Origin of the sequence: Flavobacterium sp. T12S277 (genome assembly GCF_048514875.1) — a bacterium.
Classification (GTDB): Bacteria; Bacteroidota; Bacteroidia; order Flavobacteriales; family Flavobacteriaceae; genus Flavobacterium.
This window is the reverse complement of the sequence record NZ_JBLYEG010000008.1, coordinates 124,469-148,155: the sequence shown is the minus strand read 5'-3', so window position 1 is coordinate 148,155 and position 23,687 is coordinate 124,469. Positions and strand designations below refer to the sequence as shown.

The 23,687-nt window shown below is 36.3% G+C and carries 15 protein-coding genes; 8 read left to right on the top strand and 7 right to left on the bottom strand.

Annotated features, from left to right (window positions below):
- Positions 1 to 138 precede the first annotated feature (138 nt).
- The 3 genes from ACN1CN_RS13555 to ACN1CN_RS13545 form a co-directional block, all read right to left on the bottom strand.
- Positions 139 to 648: a UpxY family transcription antiterminator gene (locus ACN1CN_RS13555; protein ID WP_264524516.1), complete on the bottom strand. Its 510-nt coding sequence runs from the start codon at positions 646 to 648 to the stop codon at positions 139 to 141.
- A gap of 613 nt (positions 649 to 1,261) precedes the next feature.
- Entirely contained in the window at positions 1,262 to 3,286 is a 2,025-nt protein-coding gene (locus tag ACN1CN_RS13550; RefSeq protein ID WP_419136039.1) for a tetratricopeptide repeat-containing sensor histidine kinase, read from the bottom strand.
- 103 nt (positions 3,287 to 3,389) lie between these two features.
- Positions 3,390 to 3,623, bottom strand: coding sequence for a hypothetical protein (locus ACN1CN_RS13545; RefSeq protein WP_419136038.1), 234 nt, complete (start codon positions 3,621 to 3,623; stop codon positions 3,390 to 3,392).
- A 215-nt stretch (positions 3,624 to 3,838) separates the two neighbouring features.
- On the opposite strand from ACN1CN_RS13545, the gene ACN1CN_RS13540 reads away from it, so the two are divergent.
- Complete coding sequence (locus ACN1CN_RS13540; RefSeq protein ID WP_264524519.1) at positions 3,839 to 4,507, top strand: response regulator; 669 nt, start codon at positions 3,839 to 3,841, stop codon at positions 4,505 to 4,507.
- A 71-nt stretch (positions 4,508 to 4,578) separates the two neighbouring features.
- Here the strand turns inward: ACN1CN_RS13540 and ACN1CN_RS13535 are convergent, their stop codons facing one another.
- On the bottom strand, positions 4,579 to 9,879 hold the full coding sequence (locus ACN1CN_RS13535) for a M43 family zinc metalloprotease (RefSeq protein WP_419136037.1): 5,301 nt from the start codon (positions 9,877 to 9,879) through the stop codon (positions 4,579 to 4,581).
- Positions 9,880 to 10,298: 419 nt separating this feature from the next.
- Between ACN1CN_RS13535 and ACN1CN_RS13530 the strand changes: the two genes are divergently transcribed.
- Positions 10,299 to 10,715, top strand: coding sequence for an acyl-CoA thioesterase (locus ACN1CN_RS13530; RefSeq protein WP_291286911.1), 417 nt, complete (start codon positions 10,299 to 10,301; stop codon positions 10,713 to 10,715).
- A 112-nt stretch (positions 10,716 to 10,827) separates the two neighbouring features.
- On the opposite strand, the gene ACN1CN_RS13525 is transcribed toward ACN1CN_RS13530, so the two are convergent.
- Together ACN1CN_RS13525 and ACN1CN_RS13520 are read right to left on the bottom strand one after the other, a co-directional pair.
- A complete protein-coding gene (locus tag ACN1CN_RS13525) occupies positions 10,828 to 11,520 on the bottom strand; it encodes an SIMPL domain-containing protein (RefSeq protein WP_249965819.1) in 693 nt (230 codons plus the stop codon).
- A gap of 53 nt (positions 11,521 to 11,573) precedes the next feature.
- Positions 11,574 to 12,212, bottom strand: coding sequence for a rhomboid family intramembrane serine protease (locus ACN1CN_RS13520; protein ID WP_291286910.1), 639 nt, complete (start codon positions 12,210 to 12,212; stop codon positions 11,574 to 11,576).
- A gap of 113 nt (positions 12,213 to 12,325) precedes the next feature.
- Between ACN1CN_RS13520 and ACN1CN_RS13515 the strand changes: the two genes are divergently transcribed.
- Positions 12,326 to 13,198: a lysophospholipid acyltransferase family protein gene (locus ACN1CN_RS13515; protein WP_291286909.1), complete on the top strand. Its 873-nt coding sequence runs from the start codon at positions 12,326 to 12,328 to the stop codon at positions 13,196 to 13,198.
- Positions 13,199 to 13,274: 76 nt separating this feature from the next.
- Here the strand turns inward: ACN1CN_RS13515 and glmM are convergent, their stop codons facing one another.
- Positions 13,275 to 14,663, bottom strand: a complete 1,389-nt coding sequence (gene glmM, locus ACN1CN_RS13510) for a phosphoglucosamine mutase (protein ID WP_419136036.1) — start codon at positions 14,661 to 14,663, stop codon at positions 13,275 to 13,277.
- Between the two features lie 254 nt (positions 14,664 to 14,917).
- Here glmM and ACN1CN_RS13505 point away from each other — a divergent pair, with 254 nt between their 5' ends.
- The 5 genes from ACN1CN_RS13505 to uvrA all read left to right on the top strand — a co-directional run bounded on the left by ACN1CN_RS13505 (position 14,918) and on the right by uvrA (position 23,053).
- Positions 14,918 to 15,505: an ACP phosphodiesterase gene (locus ACN1CN_RS13505; protein WP_419136035.1), complete on the top strand. Its 588-nt coding sequence runs from the start codon at positions 14,918 to 14,920 to the stop codon at positions 15,503 to 15,505.
- A gap of 52 nt (positions 15,506 to 15,557) precedes the next feature.
- The gene (ggt, locus tag ACN1CN_RS13500; protein ID WP_419136034.1) at positions 15,558 to 17,243 is read left to right on the top strand and encodes a gamma-glutamyltransferase; all 1,686 of its coding nucleotides are present in this window, start codon (positions 15,558 to 15,560) and stop codon (positions 17,241 to 17,243) included.
- A gap of 76 nt (positions 17,244 to 17,319) precedes the next feature.
- Entirely contained in the window at positions 17,320 to 19,104 is a 1,785-nt protein-coding gene (locus ACN1CN_RS13495; RefSeq protein ID WP_264524527.1) for a chloride channel protein, read from the top strand.
- A gap of 63 nt (positions 19,105 to 19,167) precedes the next feature.
- Positions 19,168 to 20,121: a Fic family protein gene (locus tag ACN1CN_RS13490; RefSeq protein ID WP_291286907.1), complete on the top strand. Its 954-nt coding sequence runs from the start codon at positions 19,168 to 19,170 to the stop codon at positions 20,119 to 20,121.
- A gap of 100 nt (positions 20,122 to 20,221) precedes the next feature.
- Positions 20,222 to 23,053, top strand: coding sequence for an excinuclease ABC subunit UvrA (uvrA, locus tag ACN1CN_RS13485; RefSeq protein ID WP_419136033.1), 2,832 nt, complete (start codon positions 20,222 to 20,224; stop codon positions 23,051 to 23,053).
- The last annotated feature ends 634 nt before the right edge of the window (positions 23,054 to 23,687 follow it).

Sequence of the window (23,687 nt, the reverse complement as noted above, 5' to 3'; positions counted from 1 at the left end):
CGAACGAAATCGCTTTATAATCCTAGTAATTATATGGATACTATAGATATTTAAATCATTAGTATTTCGGCTAGAAAAAATTGTTTTATCCAAGATTTAAAAGTTTCTTATAAAAACAGACTCTTCTACCTCATAGCCTTAATTTTGTAAATAATAGGATGGAATTGTAGCGGTGATGTTTTTCTGTAAGGAATCAATTCTAACCACAATTTTATTGGTATTATTAGTGTTTAGTACCTCGCATTCTAATCCGCTTAATGAACCGTAAGAGATTGTTTTAAAGTCACCTACTTTAAATTCTTCAACATGGGTTTCAATCTCAGTCACATCATTGTTGAGCAACAAAAGTTCAATTTTTCTCATTTCGTCGTCACTCACCTTAGCGTACTCCATTCCAAAGCGGATGTACATACAGGCCCCATTAACCGAAAGCGTTTTGTAAAATTCTAATGACGAATTTATCTTTACAAAAACATAAGAAGGGAAAAGTAATTTCTGAATACTTTTCTTTCGATCTGTACGTTTACTTGGTACCTCAATTGTTGGCAAAAAAGCTCTAATTGACAAATGTCCAAGCCCATCAAATACTTTTCTTTCATGATGGCATTTAACATATAAAACATACCAACCATTGTGAATTGACTTCATAAATACTCTTCAGTTTTTTTAATAGCTTCGCTGTTCTCGGTTACGAGAATCCTTATCCAAATGCGGTTTTTAAAAATTAAAACACCTTTTATTTACCGCTAAAATAGTAGTAGTCTTTATATAAAAATTACGGACTTTTTAAATAAAAACTACGGGCTTTCACATTAAAAAGCACAAAACACTGACAATAAATCAAATACTTATGATTTACAGCCGCAAAGAACTTCAATCCCACTAAACCTTTAGTAAACAAACACTAAGCGCTAAACGATTTTAAGAATCTCTTTTTTTTGTGAAATGTGGCATGTGAAATGTGAGATGTGAATTGTGGAATGTAAGTTGTAAGATGTGATGTTTGGAGTTTGGAATTTGGAGTTTGGAGTTTGGAATCCGCGTCAATCCGCGTTTTCGCATAGCGAATCCATATCATCCGCGTATTATTTTTTTATCAGGAAGTGGAAAGGAAAATGTGAAATTTAAAATCCGCGTCAATCCGCGTTTTCGCATAGCGAATCCGTATCATCCGCGTCTATTTTTTATCAGAAACTGAAATGTGGAATGTGGAATGTAGAATTTGGAATTTGGAATTTGGAATTTGAAATTTAGAATCAGGCTAAGTCAGCTCCCGAACTTTAAAAGTGACTTCGATTTTAGTTCCCTCACCAATTTCTGATTCAATAGTAAACTGGCCTTTTAACGAGCTGGTTCTTTCCTTCATATTGTTCAGTCCGATACCTTCTTTTTTGGTTTTGGTATCAAATCCCTGGCCATTATCCGTAATTGACATTTTTAAGAAGCCACTGCCTTGGTATTGAATTCTGATTTCGCACTTTGTAGCGTCAGCGTATTTGTTGACATTTAAAATAGCTTCCTGAATGATGCGATACAAATTGATCTTGTAGATGTTTTGAATGGTCGACCACTCAAAATTTTCATCAGTTGTATAAGTAAACTGAGTATTGCTTATGTCTTTTTGACTTTCCACTAAGCTTAACAGTAAGATATTAAAATCATTACCGTCTAAAAAGGAACTATTGCTTAAATCATGTGAAATGGTTCTAATCTCATTTTCTATGTTTTGCAGCTCAAAAATATACGCTTTTCGTTTATCGATTATTTCCTGCTCTATTTTAGCATTAAAAAAGCCTAAATTCATTCGAACGCCATAAATCCGATTCATTACTCCATCATGAAGTTCTTTTGCAATTTTAGATTTTTCATTATCTCTTGCATTGTTTATTTTCTCATGCTGTTCCATCAGAAGCAAATAGATCTCCTCGTTGGCCGATTTCTGGTTCTTTAAAAACTGTAATTCTTTGTTTTTATACTTGGAGTATCTTAAAATAACAATAATCAGCAGTAGCAAAACTAGTGCAAATGAAATGATTAAGATATAGAAATTTTTTTTCGTCAAAATTTTATTTTCATCTTCGATTCTGGAAGTTTCGTATTCGATTCTAGCATATTTATTGTGTGCATTTTTCTGAACAATGTTGATGCTGTCACTCAAATTAATATACTCGTTTGCATAGTAAAGGCTATTCTCTTTGTCTAAAGTAGACAACAGTTTTAGTGAAGTTAAAACTTCATTACTATTCTTAATTCGCGTTGCTAATACATTCGCTTCTTTCAGAACTTCAATAGCTTTGGTAGTATCTTTCTGCGTTAGGAAATATTCGCCAATATGTATTTTTTTATATAAAATATCCGATTCATCGCCTTTGTTTTTTAGAATTTCGAGCGATTTGGTGAACATTTCATGCACATTCTCATACTCTCCGATTTTCATCTTCGAATAGGCCAGATTGCTTAGAACATTGGCATACAATCGGGGCCATTTTTTTTCTAAATCTTTAGTAAGCAAACCTTCAAGCTTTGCAATAGATTTTAAATATTCTCCTTTTAAATCATACAGATTACAGATATTGATGGTAGCAGTTACATTGTAATTGTTAACCTCATCTTTATCAATATGATTCAGTTTCATTTTCTCTAAATTATTCAACGCCATCTGGTGGTACCACAAGGCTTTATCATAATTCACGAGCTTCTCCAGACAGTTGCCCATTAATGCATTACAGCAATAAAGCAGCCGCTGGTCTTTGGATTCTTTCAGGTGTTGTAAGGCCTTTGAGATTTCAACTTCGCATTCGATATAATTTCCGTCATAAAACAACACACAGGCTTTGTTAAACAACATCCTTGCTGTATTATCATAATCTGATAATTTGTAATATACTTTTTCTGCCTGCAGGTAATAAAAATAGGCACTGTCTTTTTTTACATTGCCATAACTGTCTCCAATGTAATAAAAGGCTTTTGCAATTCCCTCTTTGTCATCCACCTCTATTGACAGCCTCAGGGCCTCTAAACTGGCCGCTAAAGATTTCTTTTCATTTTTATTGTAATAGTACTCTGTAGACAGCTTAAAATGCAGACTTCTGGTAAGAGAATCATTTTTCTGAATCTTTAACAACTCAAATATTGAGTCCAGGTACTTTTCCTTTTCTTCCCCTTTTAAATACGTATCATCAAATGAGATCGTGGTTTTGCCATTCGAATCAGCAAACTCATTTTTCCGGCAGGAAAAAAACGTCAGTAAAAGAAATAAGCAAATAATTTTAAAAGGTGCTGTCAAAAGTTTAAGTATTATTTTACAATTTCAAATATAACGTTTTGAAATAAAAAGACTATAAAATTTAAAAATAAATGAAATAGTCTTTTTTATAAATACAAAAAACTTAGTCCTTTCTGGTTGGTCTAGTGATTTCAGGATCACCATCAGTATTCAACAAATCAATTTCTGAATTAGACGTTTGATTTACCGCTTTTTTTGTTTTCGCGTCTAATTTTTCATTTATTCTTTTCAATTGGCCGCTTTCCATGTTAGGAGTTTCATACTCATCCGCTGTACATGAAAAAGTCAACAATGCAATAGAAATTAGTAATCCCGGAATTAATACCTTGGTTTTCATAAAAAATAACTTTAATTGATTATTAAAACAAAAAAACAGCAAACTGCCGATTAAAATGTACGGTAAATCCGTAATATTTTATTTATTCTATACTAAAAATGAGACTTTAACTATTTATCATTCAAGCCGTAAAACGAATTGTAAAACAATCAAAACTGCATTACGGAAAGACCGTAAATTTTCTTACATTTGTTGTGAATAGAATTAAACAAGTTATGAATCTTAATATTTTAATCGTCGACGACCATCCGATGACGGTCGATAGTTATGTCAATCTTTTATCTGATGGTGAGTTTCAGAAAAAACTGCCAAATTTTATTAAAAGCCATAATTGTGAAGATGCTTACAATAAAATTATTCTTCATCATAAGCAAAATATCAATATCGATTTTGCCTTACTCGATATTAATTTGCCTCCCTACAAACAATTAAACATTAATGATGGTATAGGCTTGGCCTACCTCATCAAAGAAAAGTTTCCTAATTGCAAGATAGTTCTTCTTACCATGCGCAGCGAACCTCTGACGGTTGACAAAATAATCAAAGGAATTCAGCCCGAAGGTTTTATCTCCAAAAGTGATATCAATTTTGAACAATTTCCTGTGATTTGTAAAAACATCATTAACGGAGAAATATTCAGAAGCAATACTATAGTAGAATCTCAAAGAGAATTGTTTAAGCGCAATATCAACTGGGACAATCACGACAATCAAATTTTAATCCTGATTTCTGAAGGTGTAAAAACAGTAAACCTTCCCGATTACATTCCACTTTCTATGAGTGCGATCGAAAAAAGAAAAGCAAACATAAAAGATCAGTTGCTAAAAGGAAAAGGAAGTGACAAAGATTTAATTGAAAAAGCCAAAACTTTGGGATTGCTGTAACCGGATATAAAACAGAAAGGCTGCCATTACTGACAGCCTCTCACCAAAACAATTTTCTAATCTAAAGTTTACTATTTTATTATCTTTTTAACCGACTGAACTTTACCGTCTACCGTCACTTTTAAGAAGTAGAAACCAGTGGTAAAATTACTGCCATCAATAGTTATCGTATCAGATAACGCGTCATATGATTTAGTGAACATATTTTGTCCTAAAGCATTATAAATCAACACCTGTACTTTCTTTCCAGAAAATGAAGCAGAGCTAATGTTTATTGCCTCATTGAACGGGTTTGGATATTGGGTATAGCTAACTTTGGTTTCAAAATCAACAGTGCCCAAAGTAGGAAAAGTAAAAGGATTAACTGTAGCAGGCGTTGTAATTAAAGCTTGTGGTCCTGCACTATACGCATATCGTATTACTGCAAAACTTTTTCCATCTGTACTTACGGCTGCTTCAAAATAACCATAATAAGGAATACCGCTTTTAACAAATGTAAACCCGATAAATCCTGTTTTTCCATTCCAGTTATTGTAAGCAGCACTGCTAATCGTTGCATCTCCCAACGAATTCCAATTGTTGCTTCCTCCAATTGTCTGATTGGTTCCAATGAAACTAATTGAACTTGTTCCTGTTTCGCTTACTAAACCGTTATTGGTCAAAAATTTCAAGCCCTCTTCGCCATACTGTAGTTTAAATTCGGTCTCATTTCCATCGGCCTCCGCAGTAATCCTAAAGGATCCTGAAGGATTTGAAGCCGATACTATAATTGGAGCTGGCAAATCTACTTTCACTACAGTATACGCATTTGTAAAAGTAAATCCGGTCGTAAACGATTTATTTTCTAAAACAGCTACTCCGCCAGTAATGGCCGCATCCAAGAAGGTTATTGTGGCTACAGTTGCATTAGCAGCCTCATTTGCTGTGGCTTTACCAATATAAGTTACCTTAGCCGTTGTATTATTTGCGATCACAATTTCGGTGGTTAAACCTGCTGGCAGTCCTGTTACGGTAAAGTCGGTTCCTTCCGTTAAATTTCCTGAGGTTTTTGTAAAAGTTCCACCATTTGTCGTTAAGCTTACACTAATAGCGGTCAAAAATCGACCATCATTTGTTGGTGCATCTTCAGCAATTACAGCCGGAGTATTGGTCATCTTCACCATACCTAATTGGATAGGTGTCGTAATCGCAGCATTAGGAGCAGTATTGTAAGCATATTTACTTATCGAATAACTCTGACCGTCTGCACTCACAACGGCTTCAAAATAGCCATAATAAGGAACTCCATTTTTGGCATATTTAAAACCAATGAAACCTGTTTTACCATCCCAAACGGTATAAGTACTGCTTCTTAAAGCAGGAACTCTGGTGCCGTTCCAATTGTTAGTTCCGTCAATTGTAGTGTTATACCCCATATAGGAAATATTGTTGCCTCCGGCTTCACAAACTAACTCTTTATTATACGTTTCCAGTTTTAAACTACTTCCTTCAACAAACAATCCATAATCGGCATTATCGGCATCTGCTGTAGTTCTGAAAAAGTTCCATGTCGTTCCTCCAACAGCTACTGTTAACGGAGCTGGCAAATCGACATAAATAATTTTATAGGCATCGATATAAGTAAAATCAGTCGTAAAATGAGCTACATCCAGTTTCGCAACTCCGCCTGTAATGGCAGGATCTAAAAACGTAACGGTTGCTGTGGCTGCATCTAATAAATCATTTGATACCGCTTTACCGGAATATGTTACCTGCGCTGTTGTGCTGCTTGTTATAGTGATGCTGGCTGTTAAACCTGAAGGTAAACCTGCGATCGTATATTCAGTACCTTCAACCAGATTGCCCTGACTTTTTGCAAAAGTTCCACCATCGATTGTCAATGCTACGGTAGTACCAAAAGTACCATTGTTACTGGACACATCTTCAGAAATACCGGCCGGTACATTAGAAATATGGGCAAATAAAGCCGGAGTTGTAATCGAACCTTCCGGTGCCGTATTATAAGCATATTTATCGATGGTATAACTCTGACCGTCTGCACTTACAGTGGTTTCAAAATAACCATAATAAGAATGTCCGTCTTTTGTATATTTAAATCCGATATACCCTTTTTTACCGTCCCAGGCGGTATAAGAACTGCTTCTTAAAGTAGGAACTCTTGTTCCGTTCCAATTGCTTGCGCCACTAATGGTAACGTTATAGCCCAGGTACGAAATGTTATTAATTCCGGACTCACAAACTAGATCTTTATTATAATTTTCTAATTTTAAATCGCTGCCTTCCACAAATAAACCATAACTGGCATTGTCGGCTTCAGCTGAGATGTTAAATGGAATCCATTTCGAACCTGTAACCGATACGGTTAAAGGAGTTGGCATATCGACATAAATAATTCTATACGCATTCTTGAAATTAAACTTAGTCGTAAAATTATCACTGTCTAAAATAGCAGCCCCTCCGGTAATTGCAAGATTCAGGAAAGTAATGGTTGCAGTGGTTGTATTTGACGCTTCGTTAGCCGTTGCTTTACCCGTATAACTTAACTCTGCTGTTGTACTGTTTAGTACTGTAATTTCTGCGGTTAAACCTGCCGGTAATCCTGTTACCGTAAAATCTGTTCCCTGAACCAGGCTTCCTGAACTTTTTGTAAAAGTTCCGCCGTTTGTGGTAAGCTGAATGGTTACTTTTGTTTCGAAGCTTCCATCGTTACTCATTGCATTTTCATTGATTTCATCTGGTGTATTGGCCAAATGAACCGAAAGATCTACCGGAATATCTTCGGTATTGATACCGGCTCCAGGTTCTGTATTATAAGCATATTCTAATAAAGTATAAGCCGTACCCTTGGCATTTACTTTTACTTTAAACCAGCCGTAACAAGCCTCTCCTGCAATTGTAAAGGTAAAACCAATATAACCGGTTTTTCCATCCCATGATTTATAAGAAGCATTTCTTAAAGTGTGCAGGTTAGGATAACTGCCTCCTTCAACAAAGTTACTGCTGCCATTGATCAGCTGATTGGCTCCAATTAAAGTCATATTTAAAGAGTTCCCCTCACAAACAATAGATTTTGTATAGGTCTCCAATTTAAGATCCCCTTTATCTACAAAAACCCCATAATCCTGTTGGTCAGCATCAGCTGTAATTCTAAAGAATTTCCAGGTATTTGCTGTATCTACGGTATAATTCAAATCTTTTACATGTACAATAGCGTAAGGATCTCTGAAGTTAATTTTGACAGAGGTACCCGAACTGGACAGTGTTGCTACTCCTCCTGTAATCGCCGGATTTAAAAAGGTTATGGCAATTGTAGCACTGTTTTCTTTCAGATGAGCAACCGCATTTCCGGTAAAAGCCAATTGTACTTCGGTATTGCTAATGACATTTAATTTAGCACTTAAACCTGCCGGAACACCACTAATCGTATAATCGACTCCGGGAGTTAATTCTCCTGAATTCTTAACAAAAGTTCCGTTATTGGTCGTTAATTTAAAAGAAGAAGTCTGCGAAACACTTCCATTGTTGACAGCAGCTTCAGAAAGAACAGCCGGAGAAACACTTAACGCAACTTTATCTGTCATTCCGGTGTAGATCGTTCCACCCGGTTGCGTGTTATAAGCATATTCTACAATAGTGTATCCCGAACCATCTGCGGCAACAACTGCTTTTAACCAACCATAACATTTTTCGCCATCGATAGTATATTCAAAACCAAAATAATCTGTTTTACCATCCCAGGCCTTATAAGATGTAGTTCTAAGATCTAATTGATTTGGATAAGCTCCAGGTGCCGTAAAATTACTGCTAGCATTAATCGCAGTGTTAAAACCAAGAGGAGTAATATTATTTGTTCCTGTATTGGTTATCAGTCTTTTTCCATACGTTTCTACTTTTAAATGGTTGGCTGCAAATCGCCATACGCCATACTTTGGATCATCTCCTTTTTCAATCGTAAAATATTTCCAGGTAGATGTTGGTGTAACCGTCATGTCAGGAATATCCACAAAGAAAATACCATACGGATCTCTAAATTTAAAATTCCAGCTCAATCCGTCGCAAAGCATACCACTTACTCCTCCGGTCAAAGCAGGAGCTAACAAAGTGATTCCGCCAGTAGTCGTATTACTTGCATTATGAGCTGTTGCTGTTCCGGTTATTGTAACCGTAGCCTGGCTGTTGCTATTGATTGTAATCGTCGCACTTAAACCAGCCGGTAAATTAGCACTAAAATCAACACCCGAAGTTAACGTTCCTGTCGACTTGGTAAAGGTCGTTCCACTTAATGTAATGTTGGCGCTGCCGGAGATCGTTCCGTTATTAGCAAAATCTTCCTTAAAACTTGTGATGTCAGAAACCAAACTGCTTCCCGTGGTATTAACACCGGTAGCCGTTAAATTTTGCGCCGCCCATAATGTTCTTCTTGCCGGATGCTGTAATGCAGCCAGCATTCTTGTTACCTGTCCTTGTGTAAACATTTTACTGCATCCTTGTGCAGCATTGTATCCCATATAGTTTTCAATATTTACTTTATCACCGTCACAATTTGTTCCCGGTACACAGCCTAAAGAGTGTTTTCCATCTTCTTTTGGAGTATCGTCTACCTCATCGGTCCCTGAACAACCACCGTCAAAAGTGTGAATCAGATTCAGGAAATGTCCGAACTCGTGCGTAAGTACCGCTGCAAATTCTTTATTGGTATTCTCTCCCAAATAAGCTCCGTTATAAACGCAGCGTGCCAGATTATTATCAGACATCCAGGAATCCGGATACCAGCAAACTCCCGAATTGTTGGTTGCTCCATCGGCATACAAATCGTTTTGGATGTAAACGTTCATGTATTTGTAGTTGTCCCATGCATCTGCCTGGATCTGGTTGTCGTAACCACCTCCGTTACCGTAACCGTCTTTTTTTCTTTCAAAAATTACTCCGGTAGTACATTTTCCGCTAGGATCGATTTGTGCCAGTCTGAACTCGATATTTAAAGTTCCCCTTCTGGCCTGAAAAAAGGGTTCAACGGTATTGAAATCATCATTCAACCCCTTAAAATCATCATTAAGATTTTTTAATGCCGCTTGTATTTTTTGAAGTGTAACCGTTTTACCATTGAACGACGTTCCGTACACGTGAAAAACAACCGGTATGATGTAGGTCGTATTCTCAGAACTCTTTCTGGTGCTTATCTTTTTAGCATACTCTTTACTAAAAAGATTAAAAGCTTTATTCTCTTTTAAAGAACCGGGGTGGTTCTTCAATTGCAATTCATTGACCTCCTTTGTGCGACAGCTGTGCGAAGGCCCGATTAAGTCTTGTGCTCTAATTCCCTGGGCGATCCAGAGACAGCACAACACTAATAAAAGTAGTTGCTTTTTCATAATACTTGTTTTTATTTAGCTTTTTGTTGTTTTGTTAATTATTTGCAAGACAGATAATTTAAATCTTAATTTATTACGATTTAAATCAAAGTATTTGACCTGTGTTGCAAATTTATCTTCCAAATCTAATCCTAACCCAAGTGTTATTTTTATGTTATATTATTATCAAATGATATTATATTATTGTTTTTTGCCCTAATCTTACTTTTTAACACAATTAATCTTCATTCTTACAATTAAAAACAAAATATGTAAGTGCTTTTTTCGTTTAAAAAGACACTAAAAATCAACGGTTTACTTAGTTCTTAAAGTTTATACTTTTGATGTATTTTTACCTGAAAACTATCTAAAAGAAACAAGAATTAAATCGTAATAAACTGTAAGAAAATACGTTTAATGAATTCTAACTTTAATTATATATGGAATATTTAAAAAATTACACGGTTGCAGAAGAACACATAGACGTACAAGGCATTATGGACGGCTTGTACTACCCCTTTTATATGGAAGAATGCCGTCATGCTTTTATAAAAGATGTTTTAGGTTTTGATTTTGTCCAACAGGCAGAAAACGGCGTGTTTATGGTTTTATCTGAATACAGTATCAAATTTATCCGCTCGCTAAAAAAAGACGATAATTTTGATGTTAACTGTGCTGTTTATACCGATGCTCAGGGATTACCCCGTTTGCATTTTAAACAATCGATCATTAAAAACGGGAAGATAATGGCTTCAGCCGTATTTACAGGAACCTGTATTCCTGCTGCAGGAGGCAGACCTTATTTGCCTGAAGAACTGAAAGCAAATTTTACGGATGCTCCTTCGCTGCAACTATAATTCGGGAGATCCCGAACATTTTATATTTTGGGGTTAAACTACTCCTTATCATAAACAAAAAATCCCAAACTCCTTTTATGGAATTTGGGATTTTTGTATTGTTATTTTAGATCTAGTCTAACACAAAGCTTACATTTACGTTTGCTGTAATTTCAATTTCTCCAACTGCAAGCGTTTCGTTTTCAGCACCACCGTTAGTATCCATAGCCATTGATTTCATTGCTGCATACATCGGTCTTGGGTTGTACACCTGAGAGTTATCTGAGATTGTAATCGCTTTACCTACCTTTTGTCCTAAAACTGAAACGTAGTCTTCTGCCTTTGCCTTAGCATCTTTAATAGCTAATTTTCGGGCTTCTGATTGGTGTTGCGCCAATTTAGAAGATTCAAAAGAAACATTATCGATACGATTGATTCCCTGTTGTACTAAACCTTCCATTACTTCATCGTATTTAGATAAATCTTTCAATACAATTTCTACAGTTTGTGTAGCATTATAACTTGTTTTCTTTTTTTCGTAATCGTATTGCGGATTAAGCGAAACCTGTTTTGTTTTGTAATCAGCAACAGGAACATTCATTTTTTTGATGAACTTCAAAACAGCGTCGATTTTTTCGTCATTTTGTTTTTTGACATCTTTAGCATTATTCCCTTTTGTTTCAACCGTAGCTGAAATACAAACCTGATCTGGTGCTATTTTTACTTTTCCTTCACCACTTACATTGATTTGTGGAATTTGTTTGACTTCTTGTGCGTAAGACATAGACATAAACATGATTGTTAAAAATAATACTACTTTCTTCATTTTAGTTATATTTAAATTATTTGATTAGTGACCTTTCAAAAGTTGTGCCATTGTTACAATTTCCCCAATTTAGCCATAACGAAAAGGATGAAAATTGGGATCGCCAACAGTATTACCATCAAGCTGTGATCTACAAATAAGGAAGGTTCTTTGATCAAAGTGATCAAATATCCCCCAATTGCACCTCCAAAATGTGCTGTATGGCCAATATTATCATTTTTGGCCTTCATTCCGTATATCGAATACAATAAATATAAAATTCCAAATAAATAGGCCGGTATTGGCAGGACAAAAAAGATGCCCAGCATCATATCCGGCTGTAACAATATGGCAGAGTACAAAACGCCCGTCACCGCACCCGATGCCCCTACTGCTCTGTAACTGTAATCGTTTTTATGAAACAACATCGTTAATAAACTTCCGAAAATTAAACTTCCGAAATAAATCAACAGAAAAGAAAAATTACCCAGCCATTGCAATACCACCGGAGCAAAAAACCAAAGCGTAAGCATATTAAAAAGCAAATGCATCATATCGGCGTGTAAAAAACCTGATGAAAGCATTCTAATCTGTTCTCCCGAGCGAATACTTCCTACATGAAACTCATATTTTCTAAAAAAAGCAAGATTGTTGAAACCCTGATAACTAATCAAAACATTGGCAACTATAATTCCAATCAAAATGGTATTCATAAAAAACTTTTATTGTGAATTGTAAATATAGTCATTCTTAAACATATGTTAGCATCAATCCAAAATATCAATCGTAATTCATTTTTGCTTTATATTTGTAAAAAAAACAATACATGCAATTTCTCGTTTATATCATAGCCTTCCCTTTTCTTTGGCTAATCTCTATCCTTCCTTTCCGAATATTTTACTGGTTTTCTGATTGTGTATATTTCATCATTTACAGAATTGTAGGGTATCGCAAAAAGGTGGTTCGCGAAAACTTAAAGCTTACTTTACCACATTTAAACGATTCTGAACGAAAAGAAATCGAGAAGAAATTCTACAAACATATGTGTGATATGTTTTTGGAAATGATCAAGACCATGAGTATTTCTCCCCAAGAAATGGAGAAAAGATTTAAAACAACAAATCTTGATCTTGTAAACGAATATGCGCAAAAAGGCAAAAGCACTATACTGGTTGCGGCACATTACGCCAGTTATGAATGGCTTTTGACTATTAACCCTAAAATTGCTTTTCAGGGTATTGCTGTTTATAAAAAAGTAGCGAACCCTTACTTTGATAAACTGGTTCGAAAAATACGTTCTAAATACGATACCGAATTGGTTGAAACCCGAAAAGCAATTCCAACAATGGCTCAAAACCAACGTGACGGAATTTTAAGCATGTACGGTTTAGCAAGTGACCAATCGCCAAAACTAGACCGAATTTTTCATTCGATGAAGTTTATGGGAATCGAAGTTCCGGTGCATACAGGTGCCGAAATGCTGGCTAAAAAATACGATCTGAGTGTGATTTTTGTAAAAGTAAAAAAAGTAGCCCGTGGTTATTATGAAGCTACCTTTGTACCTATCGCAGACAATCCGAATGATTATGAAAATTTCGACATTACTGAAAAGTACTTAAGAGAAGTAGAAAAACAAATTTATGAAGCGCCTGAGTACTATTTATGGACGCACAAAAGATGGAAACACCGCATTGAATAATTCACTTTTGAACCAAATAAAAAACACCTTTTTCGGCAATGAAAAAGGTGTTTTTATTTATAGTAGCGATAGCGAATTAGATTCCTGCAACCGTTTTTATTTCATCAATGATTCGAAGTGCCAAAACATCGGCTTTTTCCTGAGAAGGAGCTTCTGTATAAATTCTGATGATTGGCTCAGTGTTTGATTTTCTTAAATGAACCCATTCTGTAGCAAAATCGATTTTCACACCATCAATTGTGCTAATATCTTCATTTTTGTATTTTTCTGTTATGGCTACTAAAATTGCATCAACATCGATTTGTGGTGTTAATTCAATTTTATTTTTACTCATATAATATTCCGGGTAAGAAGCGCGTAATGCCGAAACAGACATTTTTTTGTTGGCTAAATGCGTCAGGAATAAAGCAACACCTACCAAACTATCTCTTCCGTAATGAGATTCCGGATAAATAATTCCACCGTTACCTTCACCACCAATAATAGCATTGTTTTTCTTCATTAAGGCTACTACGTTTACTTCACCAACAGCGCTGGCTTCGTATTTCCCGCCATGAGCAACGGTTACATCGCGCAAAGCACGTGACGATGACATGTTAGAAACTGTATTTCCGGGAGTTTTACTCAACACATAATCTGCACAAGCTACCAAAGTGTATTCTTCTCCAAACATTTCTCCATCTTCAGAGATAAATGCCAAACGATCTACGTCCGGATCAACAACAACTCCTAAATGTGCTTTCTCTTTTACTACCAGTTCTGAAATATCTGTTAAATGCTCTTTCAACGGTTCTGGATTGTGCGGGAAATGTCCGTTTGGTTCGCAGTATAATTTTACTACTTCAACGCCCATTAATTCCAGTAATTTTGGAATAATGATTCCTCCAGACGAATTTACTCCGTCAACTACTACTTTAAATTTTGCAGCTTTTACGGCTTCAACATCTACCAAAGGCAAGTTTAAAACCTCGTCGATGTGAATATCCATATACGCATCATTGATGGTAATTTCGCCTAAACTGTCAACATCCGAGAAATCGAAAGCTTCGGCCTCAGCGATTTCAAGAATTTTAGCACCTTCTTCTCCGCTTAAAAATTCACCTTTTGCATTCAACAGTTTCAAAGCATTCCATTGTTTTGGATTGTGAGAAGCCGTTAAAATGATTCCTCCATCTGCCTTTTCTAGCGGAACTGCTACTTCTACAGTTGGTGTAGTAGAAAGTCCAAGATCGATTACATTAATTCCTAAACCTATTAATGTATTCACGACAAGATTGTGAATCATTGGCCCCGAAATTCTGGCGTCGCGACCAATTACTACGGTTAATTTTTCTTTTGATGTATTGTTTTTCAGAAAAGTTCCATATGCCGATGCAAATTTCACCGCATCAACAGGAGTCAGGTTATCTCCTACTTTTCCACCGATTGTCCCTCGTATCCCTGAAATTGATTTTATTAAAGTCATTTTTGTGAGTTATGGTTATTTTTTATGACAAATATAGAAAAGTTACGAAGATTCTAAGTTGCTAAGGTTCTAAGTTTTCAGATTTTAAATACGAAGGGATCTGTCATTCGTTAAAACGATGTCAAAAAGTTTTCATACTTTTACTAAAAGAACTTCGTTTCTTAACCACTTAGAATCTTAGTAATGATAAAAATATACTTTGTACTATAACTTAGTGCCTTAGCAACTTAGACCCTCAGAAACTCTAACAACAAATGAATTTCCTAGCCCATATATATCTTTCCGGCGAAAACGATCTGATCAAAATTGGCAACTTCATGGCCGATGGAATTCGCGGAAAACAGTTTGAACACTTTCCCGAAGATGTTCAAAAAGGCATTCTCTTACATCGTTCTATCGACACCTATACCGATTCGCATGATGTTTTCAGGCAAAGCACCAAGCGCTTACATGAAAAATACCATCACTATGCCGGTGTTATTGTCGATATCATTTACGATCATTTTCTGGCCAAAAACTGGGAAAAGTACTCTGATGAAAAATTGGATCGTTTTGTTAACCGATTTTACAGATCTTTGCATGAAAATTATCCCATTCTAACAGAAAAAACACAAGACTTAATGCCTTATATGATCAAACAAAACTGGCTTTTGAGTTATCAGACTGTTGAAGGAATACACCAAATTTTAACTCAGATGGACCGAAGAAGGTCGAGAAATCAATCCAATATGCAGTTTGCCAGTGCAGAACTAGTCGAATTCTATCCCGAATTTGAGCGTGAATTCACCCTCTTTTTTGAGGATATCAAAAGTCACTCCAGCCAAAAATTACTTTCTCTATAATACCGCTTTTTACAGAAAAAGCACCAATACTACATTTTAATTTTACATTAGCATGAAAAAAATAACTTTTTTAGTTACCCTAATCTACATTAGCTGTACCGCGCAGCAAAACCCAATAAAACCAACCGGACTTGTAGTTTCAAAAGCTATGGTGGTTTCGGCACGTGCAGAAGCTTCTAAAGTTGGAGCAGACATTATGAAAAAAGGCGGTAATGCCTTTGACGCAATGGTTGGTACTGAACTGGCTTTGGCCGTTGCATTTCCGTATGCAGGAAATATTGGCGGCGGAGGTTTTATGGTTTACCGAAAAGCCAACGGCGAAGTGGGCTCACTGGATTATCGTGAAAAAGCACCTCTTGCTGCAACAAAAGATATGTTCCTGGATAAAGACGGAAATGTTATAAAAGGAAAAAGCACCGAAACAGCTTTGGCAATTGGTGTTCCCGGAACTGTTGCGGGAGTTTTTGCTGTTCATAAAAAACTGGGCTCTCTCCCGATGTCCGAAATTTTAAAACCTGTTATTGCTCTTGCCGAAAAAGGTGTAATTGTAACCCTAAAACAACAAAAGCAACTGGAGGCTTACCGTGACGCCATTGTAAAAGTAAACGGTCCGAATACACTTATGGCCGGAAAATTCAAAGAAAACGACACCATCAAATATGCTGCTCTGGCCAATACTTTAAAACGCATTCAAAAGAATGGAAGAGATGAGTTTTACAAAGGTCAAACGGCTAAAACCTTAGTCAATTATATTCAGAAAAAAGGCGGTATCCTAACGCTTAAAGATTTAGAGAAATACGAAGCCAAATGGAGAAAACCACTACAATTTGACTATAAAGAATTGAAAATTACTTCGATGGCACCACCAAGCAGCGGTGGAATCTGTCTGGCTCAAATCATGAAAATGATTACTCCTTATGATTTATCCAAAATGGGACATAATTCGGTAGAATCTATTCAGGTTATCGTTGAAGCTGAGCGAAGAGCTTACGCCGACAGAAGTCAATTTTTAGGTGACCCTGATTTTGTAAAAATCCCAATGAAGGCTTTATTGTCTGACACCTATCTAAAAGACAGAATGTCGAGCTTCAATACTGAAAAAGCCAGCTTATCTTCTGAAATAAAAGAAGGAAAAGTAACGTACAATGAAAGTACCGAAACGACTCATTATTCCATCGTTGATGCACAAGGAAATGCTGTTGCGGCAACTACTACCATAAACGACGCCTTTGGATCGAAATATTACTGTGACGAACTGGGCTTCTTTTTAAACAATGAAATGGACGATTTTAGTGCAAAACCGGGATCTCCAAATATGTTTGGTTTAGTAGGAAATGAGGCCAACAGTATTGCACCAGGAAAAAGAATGTTAAGTTCAATGACTCCAACGATTGTCGAAAAAAACGGCAAATTGTTTATGGTTGTAGGTACTCCGGGTGGATCGACTATTATCACTTCGGTATTACAGGCGATTTTGAATGTGTATGAATACAATTTAAGCATGCAGGAAGCTGTAAATGCTCCACGTTTTCACCACCAATGGCTTCCGGATCTGATTACATTTGAACCTAACGCCTTTAGCAACGTAACGATTGACAAACTAAAAGCAAAAAACTATCTGATCAATGAAAAAAACGCTCCTGTAATTGGCAAACTGGATTGTATTCTGGTTCTTCCAAACCTGTCTCTTGAAGGCGGTGCTGATTTTCGCGGAGACGATACAGCCGTTGGTTTTTAATATTAGTTCCCCATTTTTCATTTATTATTAAACATTATAAACTAAATTTGTATTTCCCTAACCTTTTACAAACGGCATGCTAAGAAAATATTTTAGAAAACTAGAAAACATTATCGCTTTAGGACAATCGTTAATGACTCCGAAGCAATTTATTTTCCTGTCAAGCGTTTTAATAGGTATCTCTTGCTCTCTGGCGGTAATTGTTTTAAAAACTTTTGCGCATAGCGTTTTTTCATTTGCCACTTATATCAACGGAATTTTAAAACTGAGTTTTATTAACAGTATACTGCCCATTATTGGTATTGTACTTACTGTTTTTGTGGTTAAAAGAGTGCTGAATGGAAGCATCGAGAAGGGAACATCACAAATATTGTATGCCGTTGCAAAAAAAGCGAGTATTATCCCCAAAAAACAAATGTATGCTCAAATCGTGACCAGTTCGTTAACGGTTGGTTTGGGAGGCTCCGCGGGTCTTGAAAGTCCTATTGTGATTACAGGAGCCGCTTTTGGGTCAAATTTTGCTCAAAATTACAGATTGCCTTATAAAGACCGGACTTTACTGATTGGCTGTGGTGTTGCAGCCGGAATTTCCGCCGCTTTTAACGCTCCTATTGCGGGAGTTCTTTTTGCTATTGAGGTTTTATTGGTAGATGTGAGCATTTCAGCCTTTACTCCTATTATGATTTCGGCAGCAACGGGGGCTTTGGTTTCGGCTATTGTTTTGGACGAAACGATTTTACTGTCTTTCAAAAAACAGGAAGCTTTTAATTATCACAACATTCCTTTTTATGTACTTCTGGGAATCTTAACCGGTTTTATAGCCGTTTATTATGCTCGAAATTTTCAAAGAATTGAGCATTATTTTGCCAATCTAAAAATGGGAGCCTACAAAAAAGCACTAATAGGATCGTCGTTATTAGCCTTACTGATTTTTGTTTTCCCAACGCTCTTTGGTGAGGGTTACGAAAGTATAAAAACACTATCTGAAACTGATCCCGGAAAAATATTAAACAATACCCTGTTTGAAGATTTCAGAAACAATCAATGGGTATTACTATTATTTGTAGGATGTACCATGATGGTCAAAGTTTTTGCATCTGCACTTACTATCGGAAGTGGTGGAAACGGTGGTAATTTTGCTCCTTCCTTATTTTTAGGGTCCTATTTAGGTTATTTTTTCTCTAAATTTATTAGTCTGATCGGTTTGTCAAAACTTCCAATCAGTAATTTCACAATGGTGGGAATGGCCGGAATTTTAAGTGGACTGTTTCATGCACCTTTAACCGCTATCTTCTTAATTGCTGAAATTACGGGAGGTTACAGCTTAATGATTCCGTTGATGATTGTATCGTCAATTAGTTTTGCCATTTCAAAACGTTTCGAAAAATATTCATTAGATGTTAAAGGTCTGGCTAAAAAAGGGCATGCTTTTACAAGCAATAAAGATTCGAATATCTTATCTACTTTAGATATTGATACGATTATTCAATGTGACTACCTAACCGTACACCCTGAGGAGAATTTAAGCAAGCTGGTCGATCTTATTTCGCACTCCAATCAGGTAGTTTTTGCAGTGGTAAACAATGAAAAAGAGCTAGTTGGAATTGTTCATTTTAATGATATACGGGAAATTATTTTCAACGCTTATCGTGTCAAATACACTTTAATTAAAGACGTCATGAAAACACCGGCAGCTACCATTTCTTCTACTGACAGTATGGAAATTGTAATGAGCAAATTTGAAATATCAAAAACAGCATTCCTTCCTGTTATCCGAAACGAAAAATACTATGGCTTCATCTCCAAATCTATAGCACTTGAAGCCTATAGAACCAAACTGCGTTCTATGACAATTGAGTAGTCTTAATATCGGATAGGTTAAAATTTTGATTTATCCGATATTAAGAAGTACCTTTGTGGGGTAATGTGGGATATAGACTTAACATATAGAACTGAATTTCAATCTACCTTTGATCGATTGTATCAAAAAAGGCTCGATCTGCAAAACAGCAGACCACTGCCCAATATTGCTTTGCATAAAATCAGAGAGAGTTTATCTTTAGAATGGACCTACAATTCGAACAGTATCGAAGGAAACACGATGAGCCTTCGGGAAACCCAAATGGTCATTCAGGAAGGCATTACCATCAAAGGAAAATCGCTTCGGGAACATTTTGAAACCCACAATCATGATAAGGCAATTGATTATCTATACGAAATTGTAGATGACAATTACAACCTTCGAAGCATCGACATCTTATCTATTCACGGATTGGTTTTGCGTTCTATCGAAGATGACTTTGCCGGTCGTTTGCGCAACGGAGGTGTTCGTATTTCCGGGGCTAATTTTATGCCGCCTAATGCAAACAAGGTTTCAGATTATCTTGATGAATTAATCGATTTTATCAATACAAACCCGTTAGAACTAAACGATATTGAACTAGCGACGATTTACCATCACAAGCTAGTCTGGATTCATCCTTTTTTTGATGGAAATGGACGTACGGTCCGCCTGAGTATGAATTTATTACTGATGCGTTGTGGATTTCCACCGGCCATTATTCTTAAAAATGATCGAAAAAAATATTACGAAGCACTCAATCAGGCCAATAACGGTAATTATCAAAAACTAACCCTTTTGATGTGTCAGGCTTTAGAGCGTACTTTAAATATCTACCTGAGTGCAATGCCCGGGAACGATTACGATTATCAAAAAATAGCCGACATTGTGAGCGAACCAGAAACTCCATACGGTCAGGAATACGTAAGTTTACTAGCCAGAACAGGCAAAATAGATGCTTATAAAGAGGGCCGAAACTGGTACACTACCAAAGAAGCCATCGACGAATATATGCTTACCCGAAAAAGAAAACGCTAACTTTGGTTAGCGTTTTTTGTTACTATTTGTAACATAAACTTTTGCACTCCAGTATCAAAAGAACAAATCAAAATGGTAACTTTGCTTTTTGCTCAAATTTATGTTAGAAAAAGACAATACTATTGAAGTTCTTGGTGCAAGAGTTCATAATCTAAAAAATATAGACATTTCAATTCCGCGTGAAAAACTGGTTGTTATTACCGGTTTATCAGGCTCGGGAAAATCATCTTTGGCATTTGATACCATTTACGCCGAAGGACAGCGTCGTTATGTAGAAACTTTCTCGGCTTATGCCAGACAGTTTCTTGGCGGTTTAGAACGTCCCGATGTAGATAAAATCGACGGACTTTCGCCTGTAATTGCAATTGAACAAAAAACCACCAGTAAAAGTCCACGCTCGACCGTAGGAACTATTACCGAAATCTACGATTTCCTGAGACTACTTTATGCCCGTGGTGCCGACGCCTATAGTTACAACACCGGCGAAAAAATGGTCTCGTATTCTGACGAACAAATTAAAGATTTAATCATTCAGGATTTTAACGGAAAACGCATCAATATTCTGGCTCCGGTAATTAAAGCAAGAAAAGGACATTATGCCGAATTGTTCCAGCAAATTACCAAACAAGGCTTTCTGAAAGTACGTGTAAATGGTGATGTTCAGGATTTAGTTTCCGGAATGAAACTGGATCGTTACAAAACGCATGACATCGAAATTGTAGTCGACAGAATGTTGATCGAAGACAATGAAGACAATCAAAAACGTCTGTCCGAAAGCATCAATACAGCGATGCATCACGGTGAAAATGTTCTGATGATTTTGGATCAGGATACTAATGAAGTGCGTTATTTCAGTAGGAATTTAATGTGTCCTTCGACCGGTATTTCGTATCAAAATCCGGAACCTAATTTATTTTCTTTCAACTCCCCAAAAGGAGCTTGTCCGCATTGTAATGGTTTGGGAACTGTACATGAAATCAATATCAAAAAAATCATTCCGAACCCTAAATTATCTATAAAAGCAGGTGGTTTTGCTCCGCTTGGTGAATACAAATCATCCTGGATTTTTAAACAATTAGAAGTCATTGGTGAAAAATATGGTTTTAAAATAACAGACCCAATTGAGAAAATTCCGGAAGAGGCCATGACCATTATTTTACATGGCGGAAAAGATAAATTCACGGTAAATTCAAAAGATCTTGGTGTTACCCGAGATTATAAAATAGATTTTGAAGGAATCTCTCATTTTATCAAAAACCAATACGACGAAAGCGCTTCAACAACTATTAAACGTTGGGCAAAAGACTTCATGGACGAGGTTAATTGCCCGGTTTGTGAAGGATCCCGTCTGAAAAAAGAAGCTTTGTTCTTCAAAATCAATGATAAAAATATCACCGAATTGTGTGATATGGATATTTCTGATTTAACAATCTGGTTTCAGGATCTAAATACACACTTAACCGACAAACAACTTTTGATTGCTTCAGAAGTAGTTAAAGAAATCAAAGATCGCTTAAACTTCCTGATGAACGTTGGTTTGAATTATCTGGCATTAAGCCGAAGTTCAAAATCACTTTCGGGTGGTGAGGCGCAGCGTATCCGTCTGGCAACTCAGATTGGATCACAACTCGTTGGTGTTTTATACATTCTGGATGAACCAAGTATCGGTTTACATCAAAGAGACAACGAAAAACTAATTAAATCATTAGAACAATTACGCGATATCGGGAACTCGGTTATTGTGGTTGAACACGATAAAGACATGATCGAAACTGCTGATTATGTGATTGACATTGGTCCAAAAGCCGGTAAATATGGTGGAGAAATCATCAGCATTGGAACTCCGGCCGAAACCTTAAAATCCAACACCATTACCGCTCAATATTTGAACGGTAAAATGAAACTCGAGATTCCGAAAGAACGTCGCAAAGGAAATGGCAAGTCTTTAAAACTAACGGGAGCAACAGGAAACAACCTAAAAAATGTTTCTATCGAACTGCCTTTAGGACAACTGATTTGCGTAACGGGAGTTTCAGGAAGTGGAAAGTCAACTTTGATCAATGAAACGCTCTACCCTATTTTAAACGCTTATTATTTTAATGGTGTTAAAAAACCACAGCCTTATAAAAAAATTGAGGGACTCGAGCATATCGATAAAGTAATTGATATCGACCAAAGTCCGATTGGACGTACACCACGTTCGAATCCAGCAACCTATACGGAAGTTTTTACAGAAATCAGGAACCTGTTTACCATGACTTCTGAAAGTATGATTCGAGGTTATAAAGCCGGACGATTTAGCTTTAACGTAAAAGGCGGACGCTGTGAAACTTGCGAAGGATCTGGCGTACGAACCATCGAAATGAACTTCTTACCTGATGTTTATGTAGAATGCGAAACCTGTCAGGGTAAACGTTTTAACAGAGAAACACTGGAGATTCGATACAAAGGAAAATCCATTTCCGATGTTTTAAACATGACCGTTGATGAAGCGGTTCCGTTTTTCGAAAACATTCCGAAAATTTATAGAAAGGTAAAAACCATTCAGGATGTTGGTTTAGGGTATATTACGCTTGGCCAGCAAAGTACAACATTGTCAGGTGGTGAAGCACAGCGTATTAAACTGGCTGGCGAATTATCCAAAAAAGATACCGGAAACACCTTTTATATTCTGGATGAACCTACAACCGGATTACATTTTGAGGATATCCGTGTTTTAATGGATGTCATCAATAAATTAGTCGATAAAGGAAATACAATTCTGGTTATCGAACACAATATGGACGTCATTAAACTCGCCGACTATATTATTGATATTGGCCCAGAAGGTGGAAAAGGCGGCGGACAATTGATTGCCAAAGGAACTCCGGAAGAAGTGGCAAAAAGTAAAAAAAGTTATACCGCTAAGTTTTTGAAAAAAGAATTGGAATAAAAATATCATTGCCAAGGTTTTAAACTTTGGCAATGAATTTTGTCTCTTTTTGTAATTTAATCAATAAAAAAATATTGGCCGAGCCGAGGGCTCTTTTATCGTTACGATTGTTTTATTCGACGGATTAAAATCCATGGTTACAATATTGGCTGAGCCTACGGCTCTTTTATAATTACATCTGTTTTATACGATGGAATAAAATCCGTTATCAACAAAACAACCACATGATTAAGTTCCGAAGGAACTATAGATTTTGTAGCAACGGATTTTAATCCGTTGAAGACAAAAAACGATCAAAAAAGAAGTTCCGGAGGAACGACATATTTTGTAACAACGGATTTTAATCCATTGAAAATAAAACGATCCCAAAATAAGTTCCGGAGGAACGGCCCATATTGCAACAACGGATTCAAATCGATTGACACAAAACAAAACATTTTCGCAAAACACCTTTAATGCATTGATAATGAACAGCAACCCGCTACCCTCTTTTATTCGGATGCAATATTTAAATTAATAAATTCTCTTTTTTGCTCCAATTCGCAAAAAAAGCCTTAATTTAGCTGGCCTTTTTGTCAAAATTTTAAACTTTGGCAACGCTTTTTTGGGCAAAAAAAATTGATTAAACCAAAAA